Annotated in this window: 22 protein-coding genes; 11 read left to right on the top strand and 11 right to left on the bottom strand. The window is 66.1% G+C overall.

Annotated features, from left to right (window positions below):
- The first annotated feature begins 15 nt into the window (after nt 1–15).
- The gene (locus tag IPM49_07250; GenBank protein MBK9274320.1) at nt 16–933 is read left to right on the top strand and encodes a MerR family transcriptional regulator; all 918 of its coding nucleotides are present in this window, start codon (nt 16–18) and stop codon (nt 931–933) included.
- A gap of 20 nt (nt 934–953) precedes the next feature.
- Nucleotides 954–1,646 carry a hypothetical protein gene (locus tag IPM49_07245; GenBank protein MBK9274319.1) on the top strand — a complete coding sequence of 231 codons (693 nt, stop codon included), beginning with the start codon at nt 954–956 and terminating at the stop codon, nt 1,644–1,646.
- On the opposite strand, the gene IPM49_07240 is transcribed toward IPM49_07245, so the two are convergent.
- On the bottom strand, nt 1,643–3,031 hold the full coding sequence (locus tag IPM49_07240; GenBank protein ID MBK9274318.1) for an FAD-binding protein: 1,389 nt from the start codon (nt 3,029–3,031) through the stop codon (nt 1,643–1,645). The genes IPM49_07245 and IPM49_07240 overlap by 4 nt on opposite strands.
- 51 nt (nt 3,032–3,082) lie before the next feature.
- On the opposite strand from IPM49_07240, the gene IPM49_07235 reads away from it, so the two are divergent.
- From IPM49_07235 to IPM49_07225, 3 genes are read left to right on the top strand one after another with little or no spacing between them, the layout of a single operon-like run.
- Nucleotides 3,083–4,765: a hypothetical protein gene (locus IPM49_07235; protein ID MBK9274317.1), complete on the top strand. Its 1,683-nt coding sequence runs from the start codon at nt 3,083–3,085 to the stop codon at nt 4,763–4,765.
- Nucleotides 4,766–4,799: 34 nt separating this feature from the next.
- A complete protein-coding gene (locus tag IPM49_07230) occupies nt 4,800–5,678 on the top strand; it encodes a hypothetical protein (protein ID MBK9274316.1) in 879 nt (292 codons plus the stop codon).
- Between the two features lie 2 nt (nt 5,679–5,680).
- Nucleotides 5,681–6,493, top strand: coding sequence for an ion transporter (locus IPM49_07225; GenBank protein MBK9274315.1), 813 nt, complete (start codon nt 5,681–5,683; stop codon nt 6,491–6,493).
- A gap of 2 nt (nt 6,494–6,495) precedes the next feature.
- Here the strand turns inward: IPM49_07225 and IPM49_07220 are convergent, their stop codons facing one another.
- Nucleotides 6,496–7,380, bottom strand: a complete 885-nt coding sequence (locus IPM49_07220; GenBank protein MBK9274314.1) for an SdiA-regulated domain-containing protein — start codon at nt 7,378–7,380, stop codon at nt 6,496–6,498.
- Nucleotides 7,381–7,447: 67 nt separating this feature from the next.
- On the opposite strand from IPM49_07220, the gene IPM49_07215 reads away from it, so the two are divergent.
- The gene (locus IPM49_07215; GenBank protein ID MBK9274313.1) at nt 7,448–8,749 is read left to right on the top strand and encodes an MFS transporter; all 1,302 of its coding nucleotides are present in this window, start codon (nt 7,448–7,450) and stop codon (nt 8,747–8,749) included.
- 2 nt (nt 8,750–8,751) lie between these two features.
- On the opposite strand, the gene murQ is transcribed toward IPM49_07215, so the two are convergent.
- The 3 genes from murQ to IPM49_07200 all read right to left on the bottom strand — a co-directional run bounded on the left by murQ (nt 8,752) and on the right by IPM49_07200 (nt 14,941).
- Nucleotides 8,752–9,558, bottom strand: coding sequence for an N-acetylmuramic acid 6-phosphate etherase (gene murQ, locus IPM49_07210; GenBank protein MBK9274312.1), 807 nt, complete (start codon nt 9,556–9,558; stop codon nt 8,752–8,754).
- Nucleotides 9,559–9,647: 89 nt separating this feature from the next.
- Nucleotides 9,648–11,420: a carboxylesterase family protein gene (locus IPM49_07205; protein MBK9274311.1), complete on the bottom strand. Its 1,773-nt coding sequence runs from the start codon at nt 11,418–11,420 to the stop codon at nt 9,648–9,650.
- Nucleotides 11,421–12,115: 695 nt separating this feature from the next.
- Nucleotides 12,116–14,941 (bottom strand): TonB-dependent receptor, encoded by a 2,826-nt coding sequence (locus tag IPM49_07200; GenBank protein MBK9274310.1) that lies wholly within the window; start codon nt 14,939–14,941, stop codon nt 12,116–12,118.
- Between the two features lie 198 nt (nt 14,942–15,139).
- On the opposite strand from IPM49_07200, the gene IPM49_07195 reads away from it, so the two are divergent.
- Both IPM49_07195 and IPM49_07190 read left to right on the top strand, forming a co-directional pair.
- Nucleotides 15,140–16,240 carry a lipase family protein gene (locus IPM49_07195; GenBank protein MBK9274309.1) on the top strand — a complete coding sequence of 367 codons (1,101 nt, stop codon included), beginning with the start codon at nt 15,140–15,142 and terminating at the stop codon, nt 16,238–16,240.
- Between the two features lie 44 nt (nt 16,241–16,284).
- The gene (locus tag IPM49_07190; protein MBK9274308.1) at nt 16,285–17,715 is read left to right on the top strand and encodes an MBL fold metallo-hydrolase; all 1,431 of its coding nucleotides are present in this window, start codon (nt 16,285–16,287) and stop codon (nt 17,713–17,715) included.
- A gap of 2 nt (nt 17,716–17,717) precedes the next feature.
- Here the strand turns inward: IPM49_07190 and IPM49_07185 are convergent, their stop codons facing one another.
- Nucleotides 17,718–18,350, bottom strand: a complete 633-nt coding sequence (locus tag IPM49_07185; GenBank protein MBK9274307.1) for an outer membrane beta-barrel protein — start codon at nt 18,348–18,350, stop codon at nt 17,718–17,720.
- Nucleotides 18,351–18,405: 55 nt separating this feature from the next.
- Between IPM49_07185 and IPM49_07180 the strand changes: the two genes are divergently transcribed.
- Complete coding sequence (locus IPM49_07180; protein MBK9274306.1) at nt 18,406–18,909, top strand: hypothetical protein; 504 nt, start codon at nt 18,406–18,408, stop codon at nt 18,907–18,909.
- Here IPM49_07180 and IPM49_07175 read toward each other — a convergent pair whose 3' ends face one another.
- The gene (locus IPM49_07175; protein ID MBK9274305.1) at nt 18,910–19,914 is read right to left on the bottom strand and encodes a tryptophan 2,3-dioxygenase; all 1,005 of its coding nucleotides are present in this window, start codon (nt 19,912–19,914) and stop codon (nt 18,910–18,912) included. It lies immediately after the preceding gene.
- Between the two features lie 129 nt (nt 19,915–20,043).
- On the opposite strand from IPM49_07175, the gene IPM49_07170 reads away from it, so the two are divergent.
- Nucleotides 20,044–20,538, top strand: a complete 495-nt coding sequence (locus tag IPM49_07170) for an energy transducer TonB (protein ID MBK9274304.1) — start codon at nt 20,044–20,046, stop codon at nt 20,536–20,538.
- 10 nt (nt 20,539–20,548) lie between these two features.
- On the opposite strand, the gene IPM49_07165 is transcribed toward IPM49_07170, so the two are convergent.
- A complete protein-coding gene (locus tag IPM49_07165; GenBank protein MBK9274303.1) occupies nt 20,549–20,992 on the bottom strand; it encodes a Rieske (2Fe-2S) protein in 444 nt (147 codons plus the stop codon).
- Between the two features lie 141 nt (nt 20,993–21,133).
- Between IPM49_07165 and IPM49_07160 the strand changes: the two genes are divergently transcribed.
- Entirely contained in the window at nt 21,134–21,553 is a 420-nt protein-coding gene (locus IPM49_07160) for a hypothetical protein (GenBank protein MBK9274302.1), read from the top strand.
- Nucleotides 21,554–21,611: 58 nt separating this feature from the next.
- Here IPM49_07160 and IPM49_07155 read toward each other — a convergent pair whose 3' ends face one another.
- The 3 genes from IPM49_07155 to IPM49_07145 are packed head-to-tail and all read right to left on the bottom strand — an operon-like array spanning nt 21,612 to nt 25,002.
- Complete coding sequence (locus IPM49_07155) at nt 21,612–22,004, bottom strand: hypothetical protein (protein ID MBK9274301.1); 393 nt, start codon at nt 22,002–22,004, stop codon at nt 21,612–21,614.
- 5 nt (nt 22,005–22,009) lie between these two features.
- Entirely contained in the window at nt 22,010–24,193 is a 2,184-nt protein-coding gene (locus IPM49_07150) for a hypothetical protein (GenBank protein MBK9274300.1), read from the bottom strand.
- The gene (locus IPM49_07145) at nt 24,190–25,002 is read right to left on the bottom strand and encodes a hypothetical protein (protein MBK9274299.1); all 813 of its coding nucleotides are present in this window, start codon (nt 25,000–25,002) and stop codon (nt 24,190–24,192) included. The genes IPM49_07150 and IPM49_07145 overlap by 4 nt, the downstream gene beginning before the upstream one ends.
- Between the last annotated feature and the right edge of the window lie 43 nt (nt 25,003–25,045).

Genomic DNA, 25,045 nt, shown 5'->3' with positions numbered 1-25,045 from the left:
GTTTCGCCCGCGCCCATGTCCCCCAGTCCCTACCAATGGCGGTTCCAGATCCGCGACCTGGAGGAGTTCTCCGGGGTGAAGGCGCACACCATCCGCATCTGGGAGAAGCGCTACGGACTTCTCCGCCCGGACCGCACGGACACCAACATCCGCACTTACGGGCTGGAGGAACTGAAGGCCCTGCTGAACGTCGCCTACCTCAACCAGCACGGGAAGAAGATCTCCGCCATCGCCAAGCTGAGCCTGGCCGAGCGCGAGCAGCTGGTGCGGGAGATGAGCGTGGTCCAGAAGGACCTGGACGGGGCCTTGAACACCTTGAAGATGGCGATGCTCTCCTTCGACGAGGCCCTCTTCGACGGCACCTGCGCCCGGTTCCGGGCCAAGGAGGGCTTCCGTGCATTGGTGGAGAAGCTCTTCCTGCCGCTGCTGGAGCACATCGGCATGCTGTGGCAGACCAACTCGATCTGCCCGAGCCACGAACATTTTGTGAGCAACCTGGTGCGGCAGAAGCTCTGCGCCGAGGTGGATGCGATACCGCCTCCGGCCATCGGGCAGGGGCCCCTCACCGTGCTCTACCTGCCGGAGAGCGAGATCCACGAGCTGGGACTGCTGTATGTGCTCTACCTGCTGCGGGCCTCCGGAAAGCCCACCGTCTATCTGGGGCAGAGCGTGCCGATGGACGACCTGGCCCAGCTGGCGGCCCTCACCAACGGCCCATTGCGCTACATCAGCTTCATCACCGCCTTCCCCAGTGCGGAGCACCTCCCGGTCTACGCCAAAGGGCTGACCAACCTGCTGCCGATGGACCGTGCCACCATCTGGTTCTGCGGTTCGCAGGTGGGTCGTGCCGGCGATGTGCGGTGGCCCTCCGGTGTGCATGCCTTCCGCCACGTGCGCGACCTGCTCGCGGAGCTGGACCGCGTCATGGCCTGATCCCGCGCGACCTTTGCGCGATGCGCATCGCGACCGCCCGGGTCATCCCGTGCCTCCTCTGCATCCTGCAGTGCGCCTGCGGCACGGGCGGGCCGGACCGGGATCCGGGTGCGGCCACCCCCCATCGGGCCTCCGCTCCCCCGGCCGAGGTGTCCTTCGTGGAGGGCACCAAACATGGCGTGGCCCGCATCCGCGATGCGGAGGGCCGCGTGCGCAAGGAGGGCCGCTACGAGCACGACCGGAAGACGGGACCCTGGACCGCCTTCGACGACCAGGGGGATACGCTTGAGGTGGTGAACTACCGCGATGGTCTGCTCGACGGCGAAAGCAGGTCCTATGGGCGGGGTGGTGTGCTGCTCCGGAAGGTCACCTACCGCCGGGGTCGCATGCACGGCCCGTATGCCGATCACTTCCCGGACGGTGCGTTGCATGAGCGGGTGGGCTACCGCGACGGGTTGAGGGAGGGAGCCTACCTGCGCTTCACACGGACGGACACCGTGGAGAACGGACCGCGGCTGGAGGGCCAGTACCACAGGGGACGACGCACCGGCATCTGGCGGCGCTATTACGGCAATGGGGTGCAGAGCGAGGAAGGCCCGCTGGTGGACGACGTCTTCGACGGTCGGTGGACCTACTGGGACCGACAGGGACGCCCTGTCCTGGAGCGTGTGTACCTGCGCGGTGCGCTGGTGTACGAAGGGCCGCCGCGCTAGGGCAGCACCTTGCCGGGGTTCAGGATCCCCTTGGGGTCGAAGAGGCGTTTCAGCCCGCGCATGAGGTCCAGTTGCGCAGCGTTGAACGCGATGTCCATGTACGGGCGTTGCACGAGCCCGATGCCGTGCTCTCCGCTCAGGGTTCCGCCGAGGGAGACGGTGAGCTCGAAGATCTCGCGGATGGCCTTGGGCAGCTCGCGCTCCCAGAAGGTGTCGCTGAGGTCGCCCTTGAGGATGTTGACGTGCAGGTTGCCGTCGCCGGCATGCCCGTAGCACACGCTGCTGAACCCGTGGCGCGCACCGATCGCTTTTACGCCCGCCAGGAGCCGCGGCAGGGCGAAGCGTGGCACCACCGTGTCCTCCTCCTTGTAGACGCTGTGGGCCTTCACGCTCACCGGCACGCTCCGGCGCATGTGCCAGAGGGCGGCCTTCTCCGAGGGGTGCTCCGCGAACAGCACCTCGCCGCATCCGTGCCCCTCCATCACGCCCAGGATCGTCTCGCAGTCGCGCATGAGCGCATCGTCGTGGTCGCCGTCCACCTCGATGAGCAGGTAGGCGCCCGGTCCGGTGGAGAGCTGCGCAGGAAGACCATCGGTGTGCTGCATCGTCCAAGCGATGGCATCGCGTTCGATGAACTCCATCGCACTGGGCGTGACGCCGGCGCGGAAGGTGGCGCTGACCGCGGTGCATGCGTCCTCGGCGTTGTTGAACGGCACCAGCATCAGGCGGGTCGACCGTGGCATGGGCACCAGCTTCAGCACGGCCTTGGTGATCACCGCAAGGGTGCCCTCGCTGCCCACGATGAGGCGGGTGAGGTCATATCCAGTGGCGTTCTTCAGGGTGTTGGCGCCGGTCCACATCACCGTGCCGTCGGCCAGCACCACCTCCAGGTTCAGCACGAAGTCGCGGGTGACGCCGTACTTCACCGCACGCGGCCCACCGGCGTTCTCGGCCAGGTTGCCGCCGATGGTGCAGCTTCCGCGGCTGCTGGGATCGGGGGGGTAGTACAGCCCCTTGGCGGCCACGGCGTCCTGCAGCACCTGGGTGATCACGCCCGCCTCCACGGTCACCTGCAGGTTGCCCTCATCGATCGCCACGATCCGGTCCATGCGGTCGAGGGCCAGGCCCACACCGCCCTGGACGCAGAGGGCGCCGCCGCTCAGCCCGGTCCTTCCGCCGATGGGGGTCACCGGAACCTCGAGGGCATGGCAGATGCGCAGCACCGCGGACACCTCCTCCGTGGTGCGCGGCCTGACCACCACATCGGGAGGGTGGTTCAGATCCTCCGTCTCATCGTGCCCGTAGGCCCGGCGCTGCTCCTCGTCAGCGAACACGGCATCGGCGGGCAGGGCATTGCGCAGGGTGTGGAGCAGGTCGGTGGACATGGGCGTTCGGCTGTCGAAAGATCGGCTAACTTTCCAAGGCCACCATCAGGGATGGCAGTACGTCATCCTGTAAAGCCCATCTGCATGCGCGGTCCATCGCTCTTAGTGATCGGCCTCATCGCCGGCCCCACCTTCGGCCAGAACATCGGGATCAACGCGAGCGGCGCGGCGCCGGATGCCAGCGCACTGCTGGACCTGGATGCCGCAGCGCATCCTGCCAACGACAAAAAGGGCCTGCTGGTGCCCCGCATCGCGCTCACCGCAGCCAACGTGGCCGCCCCGGTGGTGGCGCCGGCGACCTCGCTTTTGGTGTACAACACGGCCACGGCGGGCGTTGTGCCGAACAACGTCACCCCGGGCTTCTACTATTGGGGCGGTGCCTCGTGGATCCGCTTCGGGACGGGGACGACCGATTGGTCGCTGACGGGGAACGCCGGCACCACCCCGGTGACCAATTTCCTGGGCACGACGGACAACCAGGACCTTGTGGTGCGCACGAACAACGTGGAACGCTTCCGCACCTTGGGAGCCACCGGCCGGATCGGATGGGGAACCACCACCCCGCTGGCGCCGATCGAGGTGAACAGTGGTGCGCTGGCCGATGCCATCTATGGCCACAGCAACAACGTGGGCGGCTGGCTGGGACGCGAAACGAACATCACCTTCGGCGTGCCCTTGCAGACCGTGCAGGGGGCCGGGGTGTACGCCAACAACCCCAGCGCGGGCTACACGTCCATTTACTCCCAGTCCACGGGTGCGGCCACGGTGGCGGCCTCCATCAACTACAGCGATGTCTGGATCTCGTCCTACAACTATGTGCAGAACGCCAGCGGCACGGTGAACCCGCCCGGTTCCTACTCGCAGTTGAACGTGACCAATGCGGCGCTGGGCGGCGATCAGGTTGGCTTCCGTGCCTACAGCGGCCGCGGGGCCACGGCGGGCAATCCCGGTTTCACCATCGGGTCCAGCTCCACGGCCGACGCGGCGAACCAGGACGCCATCGGTGTGGAGGGCCAGGCCTTCTCCAACAGCACCACGCGCGCCGGTGGCTACTTCGAATCCTTCAACTACGCCGGTGTTTCGCAGGCGTTCGCGTGGGTGGGCACCACCGTGGGCGGCATCGCACGCAAGATCACCGGTACGGCGGCCGTCAGCGAGATCATCCCCACGGCGGACCATGGCCGCATCATGCTCACCTGCCCGGAGTCGCCCGAGTACTGGTATCAGGACTATGGAACGGTGCAGCTGGTGAACGGTCGCGCGCACGTGGACCTGGACCCCATCCTGGCGGACATCATCATGGTGACACCGGAGTATCCGGTGCGCGTGTTCTGCACGCCGGTGGACATGCCGGCGTTCAACGGTGTGGCGCAGATGAACCGCACGGCCACCGGCTTCGATCTGGTGGAGCTGAACGGGGGCACGCACAGCGGCACGCTGGACTATCAGATCGTGGTGAAGCCGAAGACCGGTTTCGGCGAGGGCCGCTTCCCCCAGGCGCCCGGGCCGGCCTGGTTGAAGAAGGAACAGGAGCCGGAGCAGGCGCGCGCGGCCAATCAGCCCGATCCCGACCGGATCTTCCACTGGCCGAGCGATCATGAGGTGTATGGCTACGATGTGGCCAAGGTGACGCCGGTGGGTTCGCGGGTTCCGGCGGGCCGCCATGCGGGCAAGTTCAAAGTGGCCGAGGGCGTCTTCATGGACCACCTGCCGGCCCAGCGGCCCGGTCAGTGATCACCGCCGAAGGCGATCCCGTTCCTTCGTGGCGATGATCGCCCACGACCCACGCGACTGGTGCAGGCCTGTCTTTCATTTCCACCGCAGCGACACGTTCCGCAAGCTGCTCCCCTTGATCATGCTCATGGGCGTGATCACGGCGGCAGTGGCCTGGCTGGAGAACTCGTGGCTGCATCTGGCCCAGGACCACAGCGTGAGGAACATCACCCTGATGCACAATATCCTGGGGTTCGCCATCAGCATGCTCCTGGTCTTCCGCACCAACACGGCCTACGACCGGTGGTGGGAGGGACGCAAGCTTTGGGGTGCACTGGTGAACGTGAGCCGCAACCTGGCGGTGAAGGTGGGCTCGTGGCTTCGTCCCGAGGACATCGAGGACCGCGTGCACTTTGCCCGTCTGATCACCTCGTTCGCCATGGAACTGGGACGACACCTGCTGCGCGAGGAAACGCGCCTCGGCCTGGATGAGGAACCCCATCCCGAACTGCGCATTGACCGCCGCCACCACGTGCCCTCACAGGTGGTGGGGCTGATGCATGCGCGCACGGCCCGCCTCGTGCGCGAGGGCCGGATCACGCAGGAACAGCTCATCGTGCTGTCCACGGACATCAACGCCTTCCTCGACATCTGCGGGGCGTGCGAGCGGATCAAGAACACACCGATCCCCTTCTCCTACAGCACCTTCATCAAGAAGTTCATCGTGCTCTACACCGTCACCCTGCCGTTCGGCTTCGCCCTGGTGATGGGGTGGATGGCCGTGCCGGTGGTCATGTTCATCTTCTATGTGCTCGCCAGCCTGGAGCTCATCGCCGAGGAGATCGAGGATCCCTTCGGGCGTGACACCAACGACCTGCCGATGGACCGCCTTGCGGACACCATCGGCGACAATGTGCGCGAGATCCTCGCCTGAAGATGGAACGAAGCCGCCTGCAACACCGTCTGGAACGCATCGTGTTCGGCACGGACACCCGCGCGGGGCGCCTGTTCGATGTGGTGCTGCTCTGGACCATCGTGCTGAGCGTGGCGCTGGTGCTGCTCGAGAGCGTGCGCGAGGTCCAGGTCCGATATGGCCGCTGGTTGTTGCTGGCCGAGTGGGCGGTGACCATCCTGTTCACCATCGAGTACGCGGTGCGGGTGTGGGTGAGCCGCGACCGCCGCACGTACGTGCTGAGCTTCTATGGCCTGGTGGACCTGCTGGCCGCGCTGCCCACCTACCTCAGCCTTTTCGTGCCCGGCACCCAGGCGCTGACCATCATCCGCGCCATCCGCCTCACCAGGGTGTTCCGCATCCTGCGCCTCACCACGTACACGCGGGAGGCCTCGCATCTGCTCCTGGCCCTGTACGCGAGCCGTCACCGGATCATCGTGTTCTCCCTGGCCGTACTGGCGCTGGTCACCGTGTTCGGTACGGTGATGTACCTGGTGGAGGGTCCGGAGCACGGGTTCACCAGCATCCCGCGCAGCATCTACTGGGCCATCGTCACCTTGACCACGGTGGGGTACGGTGACATCGCCCCGCGCACGGCGTTCGGCCAGGCCCTGGCCTCGGCGATCATGATCCTGGGCTACGCCATCATCGCGATCCCCACCGGCATCGTCAGCGCCGAGATCGCCCGCCGGGAGCACCAGCGTGAGGTGTCCATCTGCCCGACCTGTAGGACCGGCGTTGCACAGCAGGATGCGCGTTTCTGCCCGCATTGCGGCGCATCGATGAAGCCGGACTGAGGTTACTCGCGGGCCCGCATCGGGTAACATGCGATCACCGGGGTGCGCCCCTTGCCCTCGCTGCTGAGCACGAGCTCGCCATCAGGCAGAAAGGTGATGCCCTCCGGCTTGGGGAGCACACCGGCATCCAGCACGGCGAGGTCGATGAGCCCGCCCTTGCGGTCCACCACCGTCAGTGTGCGGTCCACCGCGCTGAGCAGGTAGAAATGCCCGGTGCGGGGATGAGCGGCCACGGAGGAGAAGCGCAGCTTGAGCGCCGGTGCGGTGCGGCCGTTCTCCGTGGTCCGCTCGGGGAGGCGCAGCCCCATGGCCCTGGCTTCGCCCAGCAACGCTGCCATGGAAAGCCGCAGCATGGGCACGCAGCGATGTTCCGGATCGTCCGGATCGAAGGCGTGCACCACGCGGGCATCCCGCAGCTCCGGGCCGCCCTTGGTGATGTCCTTCGGTGCCACGAGCACCAAGCCGGTGCTGTCGTCGAAGCCGAGGCCCTCGATGTTGCGGTGCGGAAGGTCCAGCCGGAAGGTGTCCACGCTGGTCCAGCGCCCATCCAGCAAGCGCAGGCGGTGGATGAGCCCGTCGCTCCGCAGGACCAGGTACGTATCATGTACGCGTGTCAGCCCTTCCATGTCGCCGGGTCCTCCGAAGGCCTCGGTCCGCAGCACGCGGCCTTCCTTCAGCCCGATGAAATACAGGGTCGCCGCCTCATCCTGCACGCAGGCCACGCTGCCCTGGTCCACATCCGTCAACGCGCTCACTTCCACCAGCTGATCGGGCAGGGTGATCACCTGGGCCGGGTGCCGCAGGTCGTAGGGCATGGACGATGCGGGCCGTTGCGCCGCCATCGTGATGGCGAGGAGGCTGGCCGACAGGAGCAGGGCGGAGCGCATGCGCGAAGATCGCTCCCGGTGTGCGGTTTGCACCGTGCCTGCTGTTGCGTTTCCTTCGCCACCGCACATGAGGCACATCTTCCCCGGTCGTTCCCTGCTGCTCGTGGTGGTGGCCGCGCTGGGGTATTTCGTGGACATCTACGACCTGGTGCTCTTCAACGTGGTGAAGCGGGAGAGCCTAGAGTTCATCCTGGGCGCCGGCGATCCCCGGATCAAGGATGTGGGCATCGACCTGTTCAACTGGCAGATGCTGGGCATGCTGGTGGGCGGCATCCTCTGGGGCGTGTGGGGTGACCGCAAGGGCCGGATCACCGTGCTCTTCGGCAGCATCCTGCTCTACAGTGCGGCGAACATCGCCAACGCCTTCACCTACGACCTCACGATGTACGCCATCGTGCGGTTCATCGCCGGTGTCGGTCTGGCGGGTGAGCTGGGTGCGGGCATCACACTGATCACCGAGACCATGCCGCGGGACAAGCGTGGCTACGGCACCCTCATCGTGGTGACCTTCGGCGCGCTCGGGGCCGTGTTCGCAGCGGAGGTGGCCGACAAGGGCGCCTGGTTCGGGCGGCTGTGGTCGTCGATGACCGGCCGGGCGCTGATGAGCTGGCAGATCACCTACCTCGTGGGCGGCCTGATGGGTCTTGTGCTGCTGGTGATGCGTGTGGGCACCTTCGAGAGCGGCCTCTTCCAGGAGGTGCGTGGCCGGGCGGTGCGCAAGGGCGATCTGCGGATGCTGTTCAACGATCGGGGCCGCTTCCTGCGCTATGTGGGATGCATCCTCATCGGGGTGCCCGTATGGTATGTCATCGGTGTCCTTGTCAGCCTCAGCCAGGATGTCTTCGTGCCGGAGCTGGGCATCGACACCAGTGCACTTGACGCCGAAGGCATGAAGCGCATCAACGGGGATGCGATCAAGTACGCCTATATCGGGCTCAGCATCGGCGACCTGTTGAGCGGGCTGCTGAGCCAGTTGTTGCGGAGCCGGCGCAAGGTGATCCTGATCTATCTGGCCGCCAACCTGGTGCTCACGCTGGTCTTCCTCTTCGGCATGCGGGGCGCACCGATCGCCACCTACAACTGGATGTGCCTGGCATTGGGCACCGCCACGGGCTACTGGGTCATCTTCGTCACCGTGGCCGGCGAGCAGTTCGGCACGAACATCCGCAGCACGGTGGCCACCACCACGCCGAACTTTGTGCGTGGGGCCGTGCTGCCGGTCACCAACGCGTTCAAGTACCTGGCCCTGCCGCTGGGCAACGTCACGGGAGCGCTGGTGGTGGGACTGGTGTGCATCGGCGCGGCCTTCTGGGCCACGTTCCGTGTGCGCGAGACCTTCCACACGGACATGGACTTCGTGGAGGAGTAGCGTCAGCTCCGTCCGGCCTCGATGGCGCGACGCACGCTGCCGTGCTGCTTGAGCAGGGCGTTCGCCTCGTCGTGATCGATGCCCAGGCCTTCCATGACCATGCGGGTGCCCCGGTCGATCAGCTTCACGTTGCTGAGCTGCATGTCCACCATCCGATTGCCCTTCACCCGTCCCAGCCGGATCATCACGCCCGTGCTGATCATGTTCAGCACCAGTTTCTGTGCGGTGCCGCTCTTCATGCGCGTGCTGCCGGTGATGAACTCGGGGCCCACCACCACCACGATGGGATGGTCACTGACGGCGGTGACCGGAGCGCCGGGGTTGCACGTGATGCAGGCCGTGAGGATGCCATGTCGCCGGCAGGTCTCCAGCGCTTCCACCACATAGGGCGTACCACCACTGGCGGCGATGCCCAAGACGGTGTCGTCCGCGCCGATGGCGTGCTCCTGAAGGTCCTTCCAGCCTTGCTCGCGGTCGTCCTCGGCGAACTCCACGGCCCTGCGTATCGCGCGGTCGCCACCGGCGATGAGGCCCACGACCAGGCCATGCGGCACACCGAAGGTGGGCGGGCATTCGCTGGCGTCCACGATGCCCAGCCGGCCGCTGGTGCCCGCCCCGAGGTAGAAGAGTCGGCCTCCTCGCCGCATGCGTTCGGCGATGGCGTCCACCAACGCGGCGATCCCGGGCAGCACGCGGCCCACGGCGTCGGGCACGCGTCGGTCCTCCGTATTGATGTGGCCGAGCAGCTCGGCGGTGGTCATGTGTTCCAGCCCGTCGTAGAGGGAGGGGCTTTCGGTGATCTTCTCCATGCGTGGCACAAAGGTGTGGGATGTACCGGCATGCCCGGAACGCAGCGGGCCGCCCCGAAGGACGGCCCGCTACACCAATGTGGTCAGTGTCAGTTGAAGGCGATCCGCCGCACTGCGCGGCCGTCCACGAATTCCAGGGTGATGAAGTAGGCACCGCCGTCCAGGGTTCCGCGCTCCAGCAGGATCACGTCAGCGTTCACCGTGCTGTTGCGCACCAGGCGACCGTCGGGCGTGTGCAGCGTGTAGCTCAGCACCCGTCCTGCCGGGCTGCTGATGCGCACGGCATCGATCGCGGGGTTCGGTGCGATCACGAGCGCCGAAGCGGCGGCGGGCTCCGCGATGCCGACCGGTTGGCCCACGCAGTCGCAATTGACCGTCCACGCGTCGTTGATGGTGTTCGCGTTGCCGTCATCGCACGGCTGTCCCGGCTGGTCCGGTCCATCGATCACGCCCAGGCAGTCGGGCGTGCCCAACGCACAGGGGCCCAGCTGCAGGGCGCACACGATGCGCGGGGTCATATAGCCCATCACCGTATCGAGGTAGGCACGGCCCTTGGCGCCGCTCATGTCCGGATTGCTGGCCAGGCTCGCCTGGTGCGTGGTGATGCCCAGGCCGGGGATCACCGTAGTGGCCGCCGGGCTGTTGGGGTCCCACCATTGCCAGGGGCTGGCCTCGTCGCTGGCGGGCGGGGTCCACCGCGGACGCACCACGGGGAACAAACCTTCCGCCCCGGCCGAGATGGTCACACCGTCGATCGTCTGGCCGTAGAGCGAGCGCGCCCGTGCCGTGAAGGGGTCGTTCGAGAGGTTCTCGAAGCTGGCCTGGTTGCCGAGGTCCTTCACCCAGGGGATGAAGTAATTGCTGCCGGGAACATCCACCACCGGACCACCCGTGGTGGGCACGATCACGATGCCGTAGGTGAACGGGGCGAACGGATCGAACACGGTGTGGAAGGCCACCATCGGGGCGTCACCCGCTTCGGCCCAAGTGGTGTCGGCGAGCGCACCGCCCATGTTCACGCAGAAATGCGTGGCATGGTCGAACCCATTGGGGCGGTAGAGGGTGAGCTGACCATTGAATCCGGCCAGGTCGCCTACCGTGTTCGTGTCCACGTAGCTCACGTTCGGGTTGAAGGGGTCGGGGCGGAACTTCTCGACGAAGAGCTCGCTGCCCTTGTCCAAGGTGGTGTGGGCCAGCGCGATGTAGCCGCCGGTGCCTTCACCCAGCACCACGATCTTGTCCGGGTCGATCCCGTATGTGTTGGCGCCCGCGGCCTCGGCCTTGTGGGTGCGGACGCACTGGCGCACGTCGTGTATGGCGCGGTAGATGGCGTTGAGCAACTGCCCCCGGCGTTCCTCTTCCGTGGCGGCCAGCGGGTTCCAACCCAGGCGGTAGCTCATGCTCACGGCCACATACCCGCGGCGTGCCATCCGCTTGCAGGTCTCCACGGCACAGCTGTCCGTCCGCGTTCCGACCGGGCTGCCGTTCTGCGGCGGTGGCAATGCATTCCCCGTGTGGATGTAGAGCACCATCGGGCGTTCGGTCACGACGTCGACGTTCTGGTCAGGTTCGTAGATGTCCATCCGCAGTTCGCGCACTTTCACAGCGGTGCTTCCGTCGGTGGGGTCGAAGAAGGGGGCCGGGATGGGCTGCTGGGTGCTCACCAGTGTCTGCAGTTGGGTGACCTCTGCGGGCACGTTGGGGCTGGCCAGGTTGCTGGTGAGGAAGTCGATGTTGGTACCGAAGGGCACGTTGGGGGTGATCACGACCTGGGCATCGGTGAACACCTCGTCGATGTAGCGCTGCTGGGCGGCGACCATCATGGGCAGACCGAGCAACAGCAAGGGTAGGCTTCGTTTCATGGGTCCTGGTTTGTGGAACAGGTTCCGAATATAGGGGTAGGGGAGGGCAGCAGCCGTTGCAGGTTCGGAAGTATGTATGGCCATACAAGTGTTGAGGCCGAGCACCGATCATGGCGGTCATCGTGCATTGGTTCCCGCGGGTCGTGGCGGGAAAGGCCGGTTACCCGACCGAGGAAGTGCGCCACCGGTGTTTTGCGGAGACACCTGCGGGGGGCGGCGGATCGGCCGCTCCATGGGGCCGACCTGTGCAATTGGTGGGTCACGGAAGTGCTGGCAGCACTGAATACGGACATGTTGAAGTATGTATGGCCATACATACTTTGAGTGACCCGGTGACCGGATCCCACATCGTTCGGGAAACCATGCTGGTCGGGCCCGAGACGGGTGTTGGGCGGACGCTATCCACCATTAACAAATGTATGTCCATACATACGTCATTGAGCTGGGACATTTGCAGCTAGTCTATGGATCCAGCAGGAATGATGCGTTCCGCAGGAGGGAATAAGGGCATCGGATGTCACTTGACGACGTATGTATGGCCATGCATATGTCAGCCTCCGCGGATCCATCGCGCAGCGGCTATCGATCCCCCCTGGCGCAACTCGTGGACTCCCCGCCGACCCGTGCGGTCCGCGTTCACAACATATGTATGGCCATACATATGTTGTGAACGGTCTCATCCCCTTTCTCCGGCCTCATCGCCGGTCCAGCTCGTAGATCAGCTGCAGGTAGCCCAGTCGTCCCACGGCCGGGCCACCATAGACCAGGTACACGTTGTTGTTCCACATCCGGTCGAGCCGCTCGCTCTCGGGTACGCGTCCGTCGAACAGTGGAACGATCCCGAACAGGTTGCTGCAGCCCACTTTCACCGTCAGCCCGGGCTTGGGGAACTTCACGTTCACCTGGGCGTCCACCATGTCGTAGCTCGGGATGGCGCCGGTGAACTGGGGCGAACCCTCGAACGTGAAGCCCTCCACGAACTTGTAGTTGATGCCGAAGCCCAGATCACGCCGGTCCGTCCACGGGATCCGCAGGTCGTGACCCGTGAAGCCCACGTTGAACTTGTTCAGCGGCGTGTTGAAGGCGGGAATGATGGGGTCGTCCTCTCCCGTGATCAACCGGTTGTAACTGTAGTTGACGCTGTAGGTCATCCGCTTCCGGTAGTAGTTCAGGCCCACGTTGGCACCCAAGGTCCGCACTGTGCTGGTGCTGTTCGCCGCCACGCGGTAGACCTGCAATTCCTCTGGGAAGCCGGTCACTTCGTCGAAGCTGCCGTCGATGCCGATGAGGTAGCCGATGAAATCGGTGTACCAGCTCGTGTACGCGCTCGCGTCCACATAGAACTTCTCCTTCAGGGTGCCGCGGTAGCCGGCCTCCGCGGTCAGCACCTTTTCCGGCCGGATGCGGTCCACGTTGAAGTACTCGAGCTGGTCCAGGCCTTCCAGCAGGGTGGGCGAGCTCCGGTAGGCGTTGAAGCTCTCGATGGTGATGAGGCTGTCGCGGCCCTCCTCGAACTGGCCGTCGATGTTGCCCAGCAGGATGGCACGCCCCACGTTGTAGTAGAGGTACTGGTCGGCCAGCGTCGGATTGCGCACGCCGCGGCTCACGCTAACCCGCAGCACATGGTCGGGGTTCGGCGTGTACACGGCGCTGAGGGCGGGCGACACCTGCGGCTCGAAGTTCTCGTTCTTGTCCACCCGCACGGTCAGCGCCAGGCGCAGCTTGTCCTCCGCGAGCTTCTTCTCCAGGCCTGCATAGCCGCCCACCTCCCAGTTGGTGATCACCACGTCCGCCGTGTCCTTGAAGATGGTGCCCGCGCTGTTGGGCCGGTACAGCCGGCCGTTGCCGCCCACGATGATCTCGGCGAACCTCGGTTTGAACCGGTACTCCCCCATGGCGTGGTAGAGGGCTGACCGGTCGAAGAACAGCGAGCCGCCATCCGTGAAGCGACGCGACCGGATCTCGTCGAGCTTCGCGTTGAAGCGATCGGTGCCGACGACATAGGCCGGATCTTGGGATGGCGTGTCTTCACGACCAATACTGTCAGAAACAAATTGGTGATAGGATCCAAAGAGTTCGGAGTTGTCCGCAACGAACTGCGCTAGATACGCATCGTAGGCCTCCTGCGTGGTGATGCCCTGGGCGATCGCCTCGCTCGGGGTAAGGTAGCCTGGCTGGGTGGCATTCAGCAGTGGTTTTATATACGTCTCCCAGATCGTATAGTACCGCTCGTTCCATTTCACGGTTTGGGCGCTGGCCTCCTGCAGGCGCAGTCCGGTGGTGTAGATGTCGTACGTGTCCCCGGCATCCTCATGCGTCACGTAGCTCCGGAAGAACCAGCGTCCTTCCTGGCGAAGCTCAAGCCGATGCTGATAGAACTGCACCCCCTCCAAGCGGTACCGGTTGTCGCCTTGATACACCGTGCTCCCGCGGCTGTAGTTGGTGGCCAGCTGGACCTCCACGCTGTCGGTGATCCTGTAATGCAGGCTCAGGCCCGCCTTCAGGTTGTTGGTGCCGTAATCCACCAGGTCCACTTCGCGGTAGCCCGGCCGCAGGAACAGCCCCAGGCCAGGGTACTGCCGCCGGCTGAAGAGGGATACGCTGAAATCGTTGTTCGCCGTCACCCACTCATCACCGTAGCTGTTCACCGCGTCGTAGCGCCCCGGGTTGTCCACGCCGGTGGGGCTGTTGCTCGTGGGGTCGTAGTTCTCGGCGTACCAGTCCTCGGCGCGCATGGCGAAGAGGTTCAGTTTGTACGCGAAGCGTTCGCGACCCTCCTTGTTCTTGAACACCTGGGCCCAGCGCACGGCCCCTTCCAGCAGGTCGCGCTCGCCGGCCTTTGCGCTCACGCTCAGCCCCGGGAAGGCCCACGGGCTCTTGGTGGTCATGTTGATCACTCCGTTGAAGGCGCCCGGGCCATAGAACGCGCTGCTCGCCCCCGCGATCACGTCCACCTTCATCACGTCCAGATCGCTCGCCCCCAGGAAATTCCCCAGGCTGAAGTTGAGCCCGGGGCTCTGGTTGTCCACGCCGTCGATGAGCTGCAGGCTGCGCACCGGACTGGTGCTGTTGAACCCGCGCGTGTTGATCACCTTGAAGCCGAAGCTCGCGGCCGTCATGTCCACACCTTTCAGGGTGCCCAGGCTCTCGTAGAAATCGCCGCTCGGGGCCTCGCGGATGGCGATGATGTCCATGCTCTCCACCGTGAGCGGTGCCTGCTTCTGCTTCTCGCTGATGCGGCTGCCCACCACCTCGGCCTCCTGCAGCAGCACCTGGTCCGTGCTCAGCTTGAACTTGAGCTCCTGATCAGGGCTCTTCACCTCCACTTCAAGGTCGGTGTAGCCCACGTAGCTGATCAGCAGCACGTACGGCGGCAGTTCGTTCACCAGCAGTTCGAACCGCCCTTCGAGGTCGGTCTGTGTCACGGCCTTCGTGCCCTTCACCGCCACGGTGGCACCGATCAGGGTCTCGCCGTTCGCCGCATCGCTCACCACGCCGCGCAGCTTGTACTGCTGGGCCATGGTGTTCAATGACAGCAGAAGCAGCAGTATCGGAAGCAGTGCCTTCACCGCGGACCGCGGCGCGTGGGGCAGGGGCTTGGGCGGGTGCATGGGATGGTCTGCGCACAAGATAGGAGGCGCTGCCCGTCAGCATCGGGGCGGCATCCGCATTGAACCACGGACGCCGCCTGTGCGTTCTTTCGCACCTTCGCCCATCTCATGCGCCGACTCCCTCTTCTGATGGCCGCCTGGTCGGTCCATACGCTCTGCACCGCCCAGCTCCGGCCAGGCTTCGACAGGACCGAGTACACCGAGCTGCTCCGCGTCTTCGCCGCTCAGGCTGATACCACCATGGAAGGGTTCAACCTTCCGAAGCCGGAACGGTTCAGCCTTGCGTGGAAAAGCCCGGTGGTGGGGCTGGATAACCGGTGGGACCTCTATACGGACAGCGCTGGGACCGCTGCGGTCGTGGTGCGCGGCACCACCGCCCAGCTGGCCAGTTGGCTGGAGAACTTCCACTCGGTGCTCGTTCCCGCGCAGGGCGAACTGGACCTGGATGGAGGAGAGCCCTTCCGTTACACCCTGAGCGACGATCCCGCCGCCCGCGTCCACCTTGGCTGGCTCATCGGCCTGGGTCATCTGCAGCGGACCATCCTGCCCGCCATCGACTCCCTCTACACGGCCGGCACCCGTGAGCTTATTCTCTGCGGACACAGCCAGGGCGGCGCCATCACCTATCTGCTCACCGCCCATCTGTGGCAGTTGCGCGCCAGCGGCCGGCTGCCGGCCGACCTGGTGATGAAGACCTACTGCAGCGCCGCACCCAAACCCGGCAACCTGCCCTTCGCCTATGGGTACGAGGCCACCCACCGTGAAGGCTGGGCCATGAACGTGGTGAACAGTGCCGATTGGGTGCCGGAGGTGCCCGTCACCGTGCAGACGGTGGACGACTTCAACCCGGTGAACCCCTTCCGCAATGCGCGCAAGGCCATCCGTGCGCTGCCCTTCCCGCAGGACATCGGCCTGCGCATCCTCTTCAACCGCCTCGACCGGCCCACGCGCAAGGCCCGCCGGAACTACCAACGCGTGCTGGGACGCACCATCGGCCGCTTGGCCGCGAAGAACCTGCCCGGCTACACGGCCCCCGAACTGCCGGAAGGCACGCACTTCGTGCGCACAGGCCCCTTTGTGGTGTTGCGCCCCGACGCGACCTACCGGGCGCGTTTCGTGGACGATCCGAAGAAGGTGTTCATGCACCATCTCATGGAGCCGTACCATGACCTGATGATGCGCTTCCCGGACCGCGTGTGCATGCCCTGACACCCGGGCCCGGTGTGCGCCGGTGCACTGTGTAGCTTGCACCCATGGCCATTGCGATCACCTTCCACGGGGCTGCCGGCACCGTCACCGGCAGCAAACACCTGCTCGAGGTCCGGCATCCGGATGGTGCCGTGCACCGTGTGCTGCTCGACTGCGGCATGTTCCAGGGCGAGGCGGTGGCCCGCTCCAAGGGTGACCCCAACCGCCACTTCGGCTTCGATCCCGCTGCGGTGGACGCCGTGGTGCTCAGCCACGCGCACATCGACCACAGCGGGCTGCTGCCGCGCCTGGTGGCCGAAGGCTTCGGCGGGCCCATCCACAGCACCCCGGCCACGCGCGACCTCTGCGCCATCATGCTGGAGGACAGCGCGCGCATCCAGGAGGCGGACCATGCCTACGACCTCAAACGCGCCAAACGGCAGGGCCGCACCCTCGACGAGCCCGGCCCGCTCTACACCGTGGATGAGGTGCGTCCCGCGCTGGAGCGCTTCGAGGCCCACGACCTGAACGCTCCGTTCCCGGTGGTGCCCGGGGTCACGTGCACCTTCACCGAGGCGGGCCACATCCTCGGCAGCGCGGCGGTGAACCTCACCATCGATGATGGTGAACGCGTCCTTCGGCTCACCTTCACCGGTGACGTGGGCCGCTATGTCGATCGGCTGCTCCCTGAACCGGCCCCCTTTCCGCAGGCCGACGTCATCATCTGTGAAAGCACCTACGGTGACCGCGATCATCCCGGCATCGCCGAGGCCGAGGAGGAGCTGCTCCGCCATGTCACCGAGGCCTGTGTGGAGCGCCGTGGCAAGCTGCTCATCCCGGCCTTCAGCATCGGCAAAACGCAGGAGATCCTGTACACCCTCAACAGCCTCAGCAATCAGGGGCGCCTGCCCCGCATCCCCGTCTTCGTGGACAGCCCCCTGGCGATCAGCGCTACGGGCATCGTGCGCCAGTACAGCGCCGCCTTCCGTCCCGAGGTGCGCGCCGAGCTGGAACACGACGCCGACCTGTTCAGCTTCCCCGGGGTGGAGTTCGTGCGCAACCCCGAGCGCAGCAAGCAGCTCAACGCGCGGCAGGAGCCGTGCATCGTGATCGCGGCCAGTGGCATGATGGAGGCCGGGCGCATCCGCCACCACCTGCGCCACAGCCTGTCCAATCCCCGAAACACCGTGCTGGCGGTGGGGTTCTGTGCGCCCGGCACGCTGGGGCACGACATCCTCAGCGGTCGGCAGGTGGTGCACATCTTCGGGGAGCCCGTGCCGGTGAAGGCCGCCGTCCTCCGCATGGAGTTCTACAGTGCCCATGCCGATCGCGGTGAACTGGTCCGCTACCTCGCCTGTCAGGATCCCGCCCGTGTTCGCCAGCTGTTCCTGGTGCACGGCATCACCTCCTCGCTGAACGGGCTGCAGGATCGGCTTTCCGCCGCCGGCCATCACACCATCGCCATCCCGCAGAAGGGACAGCGCTTCGTGCTCTGAGCTCAGCGTGTGCTGCGGCCCAGCACGATCCCGGCCGTGGCGTACCACGTCAGGTTGCGCGGATCGTCGTAGGCGTTGTTGAGCCCATCATCGTCGAGCACCTTGTTCAGCCCGACGCTCACTCCGCCCTCCACGGTCACGAACCAGATGTCCAGACCGACCCCCGCATCCAGGTTGAAGGACCCGGCCGTAAGGTCATCCCGGTTCCACGCGATGTCGTCGTTGCTGTTGTCCACGCTCAATAGCAGGTCGTAGCTGGGGCCCGCGTTCAGCCGCAGCTTGAAGCCGTCCTTGTGCACCAGGTTGAAGCCCACGAGCGCCTTGGCCTTCAGCACGGTGCGCACCAGGTCGTTCTCCACCAGGAAGGTGTCCAGCAGCAGGGGCACCTGGACCTGCACGACGGTGGCCTGACGGCCGATGTGAACGCCCGGTTGGAAGTACAGCCGCCGGCCCAGCCGGATGTCCACGCCCGCCTGCCACCCCATGTTGCCTCGGTAGTCGCCGTTGTCGGGGTCGCCCTGAAGGGTCTGGGCCAGCAGGCCCACCTGGGGGTTCACCTGGATCTGGGCGTGTGCGCCGTTCGTGGCGCTGAGCAGGGCGAAGGCGGGTAGGAGGAGGCTGTGGATGCGGCGCATGGCGGTTCGGATGGTGTGAAGCTACCATCGCGCCGCCGCTTCCCACCTTTGCCCCATGCCCGCCGTCACCGTCCGCGACCTGCGCCGCCGCCGCACCACCGTGGCCACGGTCGTGTTCCTGGTGGTGGCCTTCGGCATCCTGTGGTGGGGCCAGGTGATGGGCGACCTCGATGGCACCATCGCGCTGGGCATGATCGGTGCCTGCGCGACGGTCTACATCGGCCTGCTGAACTACTGGCTGCAGCGCGACAAGGTGATGCAGGACCTGTTCACGGCCTTCAACGCGCGCTACGATCGGCTGAACGGCGACCTGCTCGCCATCCAGAAGGGCGCGTACATGGACGGCGACCCCGATCGCGTGATCCTGGACTACCTGAACCTGTGTGCCGAGGAGTACTTCTGGTACACGCGCGGTCGCATCGATACCGCCATCTGGCTCGCCTGGCGCAACGGCATGGAGAACTGGTTGCAGTTGCCCTCCGTGCGGGAAGTGGCCCGTCGTGAAGCCGCCCAGCGCGACAGCTACTACGGCCTGTTCGACACCGTGCCGGTGGATTGATCAGGCGTTGAACCGCAGTGCGTCCTTCACCTGCGACGGCAGCGGCGGAAGCTTGCGGCGCTCGAACAGGAAGCTGCTCAGGTCCGCCACTTCATTGAAGATGTAGTGGCTGTCCATGGCGCCGCGCAGATAGGCCTTGCCCGTGCTTCCGCCCGTGCCCACCCGCAGGCCGATCATGCGGTGCACCATGTTCAGGTGACGCCCTCTCCACGCCGCCATGGCCTCGTCGATGTCCAGCAGCGCCTCCAGGAACCGGAAGGGCTGCTGGAAGATGGGCTCATCGCGATAGAGCATGATGAAGAGCGCACTGCGACAGGCCTTCGGGCTCAATTTCCGCTCGGGCGTTCCCTCAATGAAGATCTTGCGCCACAACGCGGCGTTGGCCTCTTCGCCCTGGACCAGGCTGGCGTTGTAGATGCGCTCCAGCTGCTCGAAGAACGTGGCCTGGCCCTCGGGCCAGTAGCGGGACTCGAGGAACGGCATGCGTTCCAACCACGCGTTCACCAGTTCCAGCAGCGTGGGCAGTTGCTCCAGCGCCTCGATCTCCGCCTTGTGCCCCGGCTTCAGCTGGCTGGTGTAGTACTGTTTGCCGAAGCGGGCCTCCATCCGCAGTCCCAGCCGCGCCTCCAGCACCTTGAACTGCATGCTCTGGAAACCGCTCGCCGGCCGCAGCATGTCCCGGAAATCCAGGAAGTCCAGCGGCGTCATCGTCTCCATGATGTCCATCTGGTGGACCAGCACGTCAAGGATGGTCTTCACGCGCTGCAGCCGGTGCACGGCGATGTTCAACTCCCCATTGTTGTCGTCCACATGGTGGTCGGCGAACATCGCGATGACGCTGCCCGCTTCGTGAAGGATCTGCTTGAACCAAAGCTCGTATGCCTGGTGGATCACGATGAACAGCATCTCATCGTGCGCGTGCTGGCCGTGTTTATCGCTCTCCAGCGCCTGCGCGCCCAGGATCTTGTCGAGCTGCAGGTAGTCGGGGTAGTAGACGTTGGACATGGTGATGTGCCCGCGTATCCATGTGTTCATGTGCGCATGCGCTCATGAGAACATGAGCTCAGGTGCATGTGGTCCGGGACGTGGCGAATGTAGGCGGCTCCACCCGCGGCCGGCTAACTTTGGTCAACCATGCGCGGTCCGCTTTTCGTGCTCGTCCTTCTTGTCCCTGCCAGCCTGGCCGCGCAACAAGGCACCGCACCTGTGCGCACCGACGCGGATGCGGGTCAGGCGCTCTTCGAACGGGGCTTCCGGAAGGACAGCGCCACGATCTCTGTCGTGGAGGTGATGCCCGCCTTTCCTGGAGGGGAACCGGAACTGTACCGCAGGATCAAGGAGGAGACCCGCTACCCGAAGGAGGCGCTCAGGAACGGCATCACCGGCCGGGTGATGGTGCACTTCATGGTGGAGAAGGATGGCCGTGTGGACAGCGTATGGGTGCCGCGCCCGGTGGACCCGCTGCTTGACGCGGAGGCCGTGCGGGTGGTGCGCGCCCTTTCGGGGTGGTCACCCGGCACGATGGACGGTCGGCCGGTCCGTGTGCTGTTCCGCCTGCCGATCGCCTTCACCATGGACCCTGCCGCCGCGGAGAAGCGCCGCAGGAAGGCCACCCGTCGACGCGGGTAGCGCGCACCCCTCAGGCCACCTTCACCTTCAGCACGTCGCCGGCCACCTCCACCGGGTAGGTCTTCAGCCCTTGCTGCGAAGGACCTTTGGTCACCTGGCCGTCCATGTCGAAGGCACTGCCGTGCCAGCCGCAGACCAGCTTGTCACCGTCGGGCTTCACCGGTCCGCCCTTGTGCGGGCAGTTCAATACCAGCGCCTTGTAGGTGCCGTCAGCGCCCTTGCTGATGTAGAGCTTGTCGCCCAAGCCTTTGGCGCTCACGAGGCCCACGCCGTTGGACAGGCTGGACATCGGGATGCTGAGCACGCCGTTCTCCACGGCCAGCGCGGCCGACGCGGAGGAGCCGGCTGCCGCGGTCTTGCCGGAGGAACAGCTTTCGAGGGAGGCCAGGGCGGGCACGGCGGCCAGCGCGGCGCAGGCCTTGCAGCCCGCGAGCAGGAAGTTGCGACGATCCATGGACGTGGGGTTGGTCGAGCGGAAAGATAGACGCTCCCTTTGGAACAGCGGCGCAGGGCCTGAGGTTCACAACCCTTAACAGGTCCACGCACCTTCCGGCACACGAATGGCTTACCTTGCGTTCAAATCAGACCCCATTCCATGCGCATCCTCCTGAGCATCGCGGCCTCCCTGGCCTTCCTGGCCACGGCCTCCGCACAAAGCACCACCACCGACAAGGTGGCCACCGACAAGGCCACTGCCGTCGCCCCGGCCAGCCCCGAGAAGGCGACCGCCGTGGCGCCTGCGACCGCCATCGCCCCCGCCGGTGAGACCAAGGCGCTGTCCTGCGCCGGTGGCGCCAAGACCGCGGGCGCGGGCTGCTGCGCCGGCAAAGCGGGCGCCGATGCCAAGGCCGCCTGTGCCGGTCACGACCACAAGGCCCAAGGGCACGCCCACGCCGAGCATGGAGCCCATGGCGATGCCAAGGCTGCCGGTTGTGCCGGCGGTGCCAAGGCCGCCTGCTGCGCCGGCAAGGCCGGTGCGAAGGCCGAGGCCACGCCTGCTCCGGAGACCAAGTAAGTTCCTTCCGACCGACATGACGGGGCCCTCCGACCTGCGGTCGGGGGGCTTCGTACTTCTACCCCAGGAACACCACCTCCATCCGCTCCTCCGGGCCCAGCCGCAGGTCGCGCAGGCGCAGCTCCAGCAGCCAACCCATCACGGGTGGGGCATCCGCGCGGAGCTCCACGGGCACGTAGGTCCAGTTGCGGATGTTCCTGAACAGCGGATCCGGCCAGGTGGCATTGAACAGCGCGCTGAAGCGGAACACCTGATGGTCGGCCACCAATTCACGCCCGCGGTCGTCGTAGGCCCGGGTGGTGACGATCAGCGCGGCGCGGTTCAGCCGCCGCTGCCAGTCGGGGTCGGACGTGACGAAGAAGGCCTGGCGCAGGGCGATGCGCGGGCGTTCCGTGGCGCTGAAGCGCGCTTCGGGATGCCCGGGGTCCAGGGTGATGTGCCGCGCTCCCATCGGGTTCAGAACCTCACCCGCACCTGCACCTTCACATCGCTGCGCGTGCTGCCCGCGATCTCCTGCAGGCCCGAACTGATGCGGTCGGTGTCCTGGAAGATGAACGCACCGTAGCGCAGCCACACATCCACCCGGCGCAGCGGCGTGAGGCGCAGCATCGCGTACCACCGCATGCCGCGGCCGTAGTACGGCGGGATGCTGAACACGCCGATGAGGTCGTTCTCGTACGCGTACAGCCGGGCGTCGTAGCCGTCCGTGTCGAAGAGCGCGAAGCGCAATGACAGCTCCCACCAGCTCCGCAGGGGCCGGTGCACCAGGTCCTGATACACGAGGAAGCCATGCTCCACCGGGCTGTCGCCGCGCTGCACGTCCACCAGTTCCACCCGGGTGCGCAGGCTCACCGAGGGGGTCACTTTGTAGGTGGCGTTGACGCGCCACTGCGTCTGCCTGCGACGCACCAGCGGATCGATCCCGTCCACCGGAGCCTCGCTGTTGTAGCCTTTCTGTTCGTGCCGGCCGCGCAGGTACACCTCCACCTGCTTGCTGGGCCGCCAGGTCACCTGCGCCAGCACGTCGTGGCCGTCGCTCGGGGCGTTCACCTGGTAGCGCAACCACGGGAACCGGTACTGGTCGAAGTAGGCGTTGATGGTCCACCTGCGGTCCGGCCGGATCTCGAGACCGGTGTACAGCCCGCGTTCGTTCCACGGGTTGCCGCCTTCCGCGAAGCCCACGCTATAGAGCCCGTGGAAGTCCCGCTGATAGTCGCGGTACAGCAGGGCCAGTGTCACGCGGCGGTCCAGGGCCACCAGGGTGCCGAGGTTCAGGGCCCAGCCCGTGTTGCCATCGGCCTGCGGCAGGCTCGCCGCCACTTCACCGAAGAAGCTGGCGTTGCGGAACAGCCAGCTGAAGTCGCTGCCCACGGTGGTGTTCTCCTGCCCGTTGAACTCGAACCGGTTGTAGGGCCGCAGCGTGCGCGTCAGCGGCACATCGTAGCCCACGTGCGCCCCGGTGAGGCCCCAGCTGAAGGTGCGTCGGCGGTAGCGGAGGTGGCCACCGTAGGCCTGTTCCAGGATGGCGTCCTTCTTCACAAGCTCGTTGAAGGTGCGATGATAGCCGTCCTCCTGGAAGCTGCTGAAGCTCACCTGCGCATCGTCCACATCGCTGGTGTCCACCTCCTGCTGCACGTTGGCGTCGAGGTCCTTGCGGCTGTAGAAGACCGTGAGGTCGAGGTCGCGGTGCAGTTCGACGGTGGCCGCCACGCCGCGGTTGAAGAGGTTCTCGTTGACGCTGGTGTACGGCGCGAGCCCGGCCGCATTGCGCTTCACGTTGAGGCTGAAGGAGGACTTGCTGGCGAAGGCGAGGCCCGTCCAGTAGGTGAGCCCCAGCCCGAACTGCGCCTGGTAGTCGCCGACGGCCAGCGCCTTCAGCCGACCGAAATGCCGCAGGAAGAGGTGCGCGCTGTAGAAGTCGAAGCCCTGTTGCTGCGTGCCGCGGAAGAACTCCTCGCCCTCGTCCTTCTCGGCGGTGATGCCCAGGCTGATGTTGTTGCGGTAGCGGAAGCGGTAGCGGGCGTAGAGCTTGTACGGATCGCCGAGGTAGAGACGGCTTTCACGGCGAAGGCTGTCGCGCACCGCCTCGTTCCCCGCGTCCGGCAGCTCGTCGCCGTCCGGATCGGTGTAGCGGCCGCCGAACAGCCCCGGACGGTCCTGGCCACCGCGTCGCGCCTCCACGTTCACGATGGTGCGCAGCATCACCTCATGCTCACCGTTGCGCAGGATCTCCTTCAGCCCGGCCCGCGACCGCAGCGGGTCCTCGCGCACGGTGATGAAGGGCCGCACCAGGGCCATCGTGCGCGCGTCCCACGCATCGATCGTCTGCACTTCATAAAGGCTCAGCAGCTTGCCGTTCTTCCGGATGTGCGCGAACAGGGCGCCGATCTGGACGTCGGTGAGCAGCGCCAGGCTGTTGAGCTCCTCGGCATCGGTGTGGTTGAGGTCGATGGGGTCGCGGTAGCGGTCCGTGAGCACATCGAACAGGTTGGTGAGGTCCAGGTCGCTGTCGTCGCCCAGCTGTTCGGTGGCGGCCTCGATGCGCTGCTCGATGAGGTCGCGTGGCACCCCCTGGTCCTCCTGGGCCCATGCCGGTGCCCCGGTCGCCGCCATGACGAGCACTGCGGCGCACCGTTTCATGGAAAGCGGTAGCTGAGCCCCAGCTGGGGCGTGGGACCGAGCAGGCTGCGGAAGGCCACGGCCAGGTCCAGGTCGAAGCCCTTCAGCCGCACGCCCACGCCGAAGTGGCCCTGTGTGGGGCCGGTGCTGACGCCCGTGCGCAGGAACAAGGCGTTCACCGGGTGGTACTCCAGGCCCGCATGGAAGCGTTCGGCCTCGTCGATGTCCTTCACCACCTCGCCCGTCACCACCAGCTTGTCGCTGAAGGTGTAGCCCAGGCCCGCCTTCAGCACGGTGGGCACCCGTTCCTCATAGGGGCCGCCCAGCTCGGTGCGCGACGGGTTGTACAGGTGCGCGCCGGCCCACAGCCGTTCGGTGAGGCGGGCCTGTACGCCCACCTCGCCGGTGACCATCCCCCGGCTGCCGTAGCCCTCGCCAAGGCGCACGCCCAGATAATCCAGTTGAACGCCCACACGCAGCCCGTCGCCGAAGCGCATGGCATAGGCCACGCCCACTTTCGTTTCGCGGTACAGGTCGTAGCCCAGGGTATTGGCGTTCACGGCGATGGTGCCACGGCCCAACGGAAGGGCCACCGCCAGGGCTTGATGGTCCAGCGACTCGCTCAACCAGTGCCGCTGCATGAACACACCCACGGCGGGCCGGGTGAGACCGGCCAGACCGGCCTGGTTGTGCTGAGCGCTCCACAGGTCGATGAGCGTAAGCCCCGCCTGGCCCATGCCCGCGATCCGGGCACCCACGGGATGGTTGTCGCCGCCCGCATGTGCGGTGGCGACCACGGCCAGGGCGAAGGCGGACAGCACGCGGCGCATGGCGCCGAATGTAGGCGGAAAGGGGATGAGCGCGCCCGATCCC

The organism is Flavobacteriales bacterium, from assembly GCA_016715895.1.
In the GTDB taxonomy this organism is placed as follows: domain Bacteria; phylum Bacteroidota; class Bacteroidia; order Flavobacteriales_F; family PHOS-HE28; genus PHOS-HE28.
The sequence above is the reverse complement of the archived record's forward strand: the minus strand, read 5'-3'. Positions and strand labels throughout refer to the sequence as shown.

What these genes read in the sequence shown, in the direction of transcription:
- IPM49_07245 (MBK9274319.1), top strand. Translation starts at nt 954, where the DNA reads ATGCGCATCGCGACCGCCCGGGTCATCCCGTGCCTCCTCTGCATCCTG.
- IPM49_07145 (MBK9274299.1), bottom strand. Translation starts at nt 25,002, where the DNA reads ATGCGCCGCGTGCTGTCCGCCTTCGCCCTGGCCGTGGTCGCCACCGCA.
- murQ (MBK9274312.1), bottom strand. Translation starts at nt 9,558, where the DNA reads ATGGAGAAGATCACCGAAAGCCCCTCCCTCTACGACGGGCTGGAACAC.
- IPM49_07235 (MBK9274317.1), top strand. Translation starts at nt 3,083, where the DNA reads ATGGCAGTACGTCATCCTGTAAAGCCCATCTGCATGCGCGGTCCATCG.
- IPM49_07190 (MBK9274308.1), top strand. Translation starts at nt 16,285, where the DNA reads ATGGCCATTGCGATCACCTTCCACGGGGCTGCCGGCACCGTCACCGGC.
- IPM49_07150 (MBK9274300.1), bottom strand. Translation starts at nt 24,193, where the DNA reads ATGAAACGGTGCGCCGCAGTGCTCGTCATGGCGGCGACCGGGGCACCG.
- IPM49_07225 (MBK9274315.1), top strand. Translation starts at nt 5,681, where the DNA reads ATGGAACGAAGCCGCCTGCAACACCGTCTGGAACGCATCGTGTTCGGC.
- IPM49_07195 (MBK9274309.1), top strand. Translation starts at nt 15,140, where the DNA reads ATGCGCCGACTCCCTCTTCTGATGGCCGCCTGGTCGGTCCATACGCTC.
- IPM49_07220 (MBK9274314.1), bottom strand. Translation starts at nt 7,380, where the DNA reads ATGCGCTCCGCCCTGCTCCTGTCGGCCAGCCTCCTCGCCATCACGATG.
- IPM49_07230 (MBK9274316.1), top strand. Translation starts at nt 4,800, where the DNA reads ATGATCGCCCACGACCCACGCGACTGGTGCAGGCCTGTCTTTCATTTC.
- IPM49_07160 (MBK9274302.1), top strand. Translation starts at nt 21,134, where the DNA reads ATGCGCATCCTCCTGAGCATCGCGGCCTCCCTGGCCTTCCTGGCCACG.
- IPM49_07185 (MBK9274307.1), bottom strand. Translation starts at nt 18,350, where the DNA reads ATGCGCCGCATCCACAGCCTCCTCCTACCCGCCTTCGCCCTGCTCAGC.
- IPM49_07155 (MBK9274301.1), bottom strand. Translation starts at nt 22,004, where the DNA reads ATGGGAGCGCGGCACATCACCCTGGACCCCGGGCATCCCGAAGCGCGC.
- IPM49_07240 (MBK9274318.1), bottom strand. Translation starts at nt 3,031, where the DNA reads ATGTCCACCGACCTGCTCCACACCCTGCGCAATGCCCTGCCCGCCGAT.
- IPM49_07215 (MBK9274313.1), top strand. Translation starts at nt 7,448, where the DNA reads ATGAGGCACATCTTCCCCGGTCGTTCCCTGCTGCTCGTGGTGGTGGCC.
- IPM49_07170 (MBK9274304.1), top strand. Translation starts at nt 20,044, where the DNA reads ATGCGCGGTCCGCTTTTCGTGCTCGTCCTTCTTGTCCCTGCCAGCCTG.
- IPM49_07250 (MBK9274320.1), top strand. Translation starts at nt 16, where the DNA reads ATGTCCCCCAGTCCCTACCAATGGCGGTTCCAGATCCGCGACCTGGAG.
- IPM49_07175 (MBK9274305.1), bottom strand. Translation starts at nt 19,914, where the DNA reads ATGTCCAACGTCTACTACCCCGACTACCTGCAGCTCGACAAGATCCTG.
- IPM49_07205 (MBK9274311.1), bottom strand. Translation starts at nt 11,420, where the DNA reads ATGAAACGAAGCCTACCCTTGCTGTTGCTCGGTCTGCCCATGATGGTC.
- IPM49_07165 (MBK9274303.1), bottom strand. Translation starts at nt 20,992, where the DNA reads ATGGATCGTCGCAACTTCCTGCTCGCGGGCTGCAAGGCCTGCGCCGCG.
- IPM49_07180 (MBK9274306.1), top strand. Translation starts at nt 18,406, where the DNA reads ATGCCCGCCGTCACCGTCCGCGACCTGCGCCGCCGCCGCACCACCGTG.
- IPM49_07200 (MBK9274310.1), bottom strand. Translation starts at nt 14,941, where the DNA reads ATGGCCCAGCAGTACAAGCTGCGCGGCGTGGTGAGCGATGCGGCGAAC.